Raw genomic sequence first — 2,959 nt, 5'->3', positions numbered from 1 at the left:
GGATCGGCGCGGATACGCTGAGCGGCGCGGCGGGGGCGGACAGCCTGGTCGGTGGCGCGGGCAACGACACCTATGTGCTCGACAATGCCGGCGATGCGGTGCTGGAAGTGGCGGGCGGCGGCACGGACACGGTGCGCGTTTCCCTGGCCAGCTACACGCTGGCGGCGGAGGTGGAGAACCTGGTCGGCACCGCGACCAATGCGGCGCTGACGGGGAATGGGCTGGCGAACACGATCACCGGCGCGGCGGGGGCGGATACGCTGGCGGGCGGGTTTGGCGATGACACGCTGGTGGGCGCCGCGGGCAATGATGTCTATGTCGTGGACAGCCTGCTCGACCTGGTGGTGGAAGCCGCGGCGGGCGGGACAGCGGATGCGGTCCGCACGACGCTGGCAGCCTACACGCTGGCGACGAATGTCGAGAACCTGACAGGCACGGGCAGCGTGCAGGCGCTGACGGGCAATGCAGGCGCCAATACCATCACAGGCACTGCGGGCGCGGATACGCTGGATGGCGGCGCGGGGATGGACCGTCTCCTCGGTGGCGGCGGCGACGATGTCTTCATCCTCGACAATGCTGGCGATGTGGTGGTGGAGGCCGCGGATGCGGGCCTCGATACCGTGCGTACGACGCTGGCGGCGTACAGCCTAGCGGCGGAGGTCGAGGTGCTGCGGGGTGGCGCCGCGGCGCAGGCCCTGTCCGGCAACGGCCTGGCGAATACCGTTACCGGCGCCGGCGGCGCGGATACGCTGTCGGGCGGCGCGGGCAATGACAGCCTGGTCGGCGACACGCTGGCGGACAGCCTCGTGGGTGGTACCGGCGCGGACATCATGGCGGGCGGTGGGGGCAACGACACCTACGGCGTGGATGACGTCGACGACCTCGTCATCGAGGATGTGCTGAGCGGGACCGACCTGGTGGAGGCCAGCGTCGCGGCCTACACGCTGGGCGCGGCGGTCGAGAACCTGACCGGCACGGGCAGCGGCCAAATCCTGGCGGGCCATGCCGGGGCGAATGTCATCCGCGCCACGGCCGGGGCGAACAGCCTGGCCGGCTTCGACGGCACGGATACGCTGGTGGGCGGCGCCGGGGCCGATACGCTGGATGGCGGGGCGGCCGCGGACAGCCTGGCCGGCGGCGCGGGCAATGACGTGTACGTCGTGGATGTCATCGGCGATTCGGTGCTGGAGGCTGCGGCCGAGGGCACCGACACGGTACGTGTTTCCCTGGGCGCCTACACGCTGGGGGCGGAGTTGGAAGCGCTGGTCGGCACGGGCAGCGCGCAGGTGCTGACGGGCAATGCGGGCGCCAACACCATCACGGGCACTGCGGGCGCGGATACGCTGGATGGCGGGGCAGGGGCCGACAGCCTGGTGGGTGGCAGTGGCGACGACCTCTATGTCGCTGACGTCGCCGGCGATGCGGTGCTGGAACTCGCAGGGGGTGGCGCCGACACGCTGCAGAGCGCCGCTGCTGCCGTGGTACTCGCGGCGGAGGTCGAACTGCTGGTCGGCACGGGCACGGCGCAGGCGCTGACGGGGAATGCGGGCGCGAACACCATCACCGGCACGGCCGGGGCGGATACGCTGGACGGCGCGGCGGGCGCGGATGCCATGGCCGGCGGCGATGGCAATGACGCCTACGTTGTCGATGATGCCGGCGACGTGGTGCTGGAGCAGGCGGGGGAGGGCACCGACACGGTGCGCACCGCGCTGGCGGCCCATACGCTGGCGGCGGAGGTCGAGCTTCTCACCGGCACCGGCACGGCGCAGGCGCTGACGGGCAATGCGGGCGCCAACACCATCGCCGGCACGGCGGGGGCGGATACGCTGGATGGTGGGGTGGGGGCGGACAGCCTCTCGGGTGGCCTCGGGAACGACCTGTACTTCATCGACGATGCGGGCGATGCGGTGCTGGAAAGCACGGTTGTCGGCGGCGGCACGGATGAGGTCCGCACGGCGCTCGCGGCCCATACGATGGCGGCGAATGTCGAGATCCTGACGGGCACGGGCAACGCGCAGGCGCTGACGGGCAATGCGGGGGCCAACACCATCGCCGGCACGACGGGTGCGGATACGCTGGATGGCGGGGCTGGGGCGGACAGCCTCTCGGGTGGCCTGGGCGATGATGTCTACATCGTCGACAGCGCGACCGATGCCATCGCCGATGCGGGCGGCGTCGACACGGTCCGTACGACCCTCGCGGCCTACACGCTGGCCACCGATGCCGAAGCGCTGGTTGGCACCGGCACGAACCAGTCGCTGCTGGGCAATGCCGCGGCCAATACCATCGCCGGTGGCACGGGCGCCGATACGCTGGGCGGCGATCTGGGCGATGACAGCCTGTCCGGCGGCCTGGGCGCGGACAGCCTGAATGGTGGCGGCGGCGCGGATGCCATGGCCGGCGGCGATGGCAATGACGCCTACGTTGTCGATGATGCCGGCGACGTGGTGCTGGAGCAGGCGGGGGAGGGCACCGACACGGTGCGCACCGCGCTGGCGGCCCATACGCTGGCGGCGGAGGTCGAGATTCTCACCGGCACCGGCACGGCGCAGGCGCTGACGGGCAATGCGGGCGCCAACACCATCGCCGGCACGGCGGGGGCGGATACGCTGGATGGTGGGGTGGGGGCGGACAGCCTCTCGGGTGGCCTCGGGAACGACCTGTACTTCATCGACGATGCGGGCGATGCGGTGCTGGAAAGCACGGTTGTCGGCGGCGGCACGGATGAGGTCCGCACGGCGCTCGCGGCCCATACGCTGGCGGCGAATGTCGAGATCCTGACGGGCACGGGCAACGCGCAGGCGCTGACGGGCAATGCGGGGGCCAACACCATCGCCGGCACGGCGGGTGCGGATACGCTGGATGGTGGGGCTGGGGCGGACAGCCTCTCGGGTGGCCTGGGCGATGATGTCTACATCGTCGACAGCGCGACCGATGCCATCGCCGATGCGGGCGG

At 71.5% G+C, this 2,959-nt stretch carries 1 pseudogene; it reads left to right on the top strand.

The features are described from left to right. Positions 1-2,959 (top strand): annotated as a pseudogene (locus BM041_RS31010) (hypothetical protein); the annotation flags it as partial.

The organism is Falsiroseomonas stagni DSM 19981 (assembly GCF_900114315.1).
In the GTDB taxonomy this organism is placed as follows: domain Bacteria; phylum Pseudomonadota; class Alphaproteobacteria; order Acetobacterales; family Acetobacteraceae; genus Falsiroseomonas; species Falsiroseomonas stagni.
This window is presented reverse-complemented; position numbering and strand designations above follow the sequence as displayed.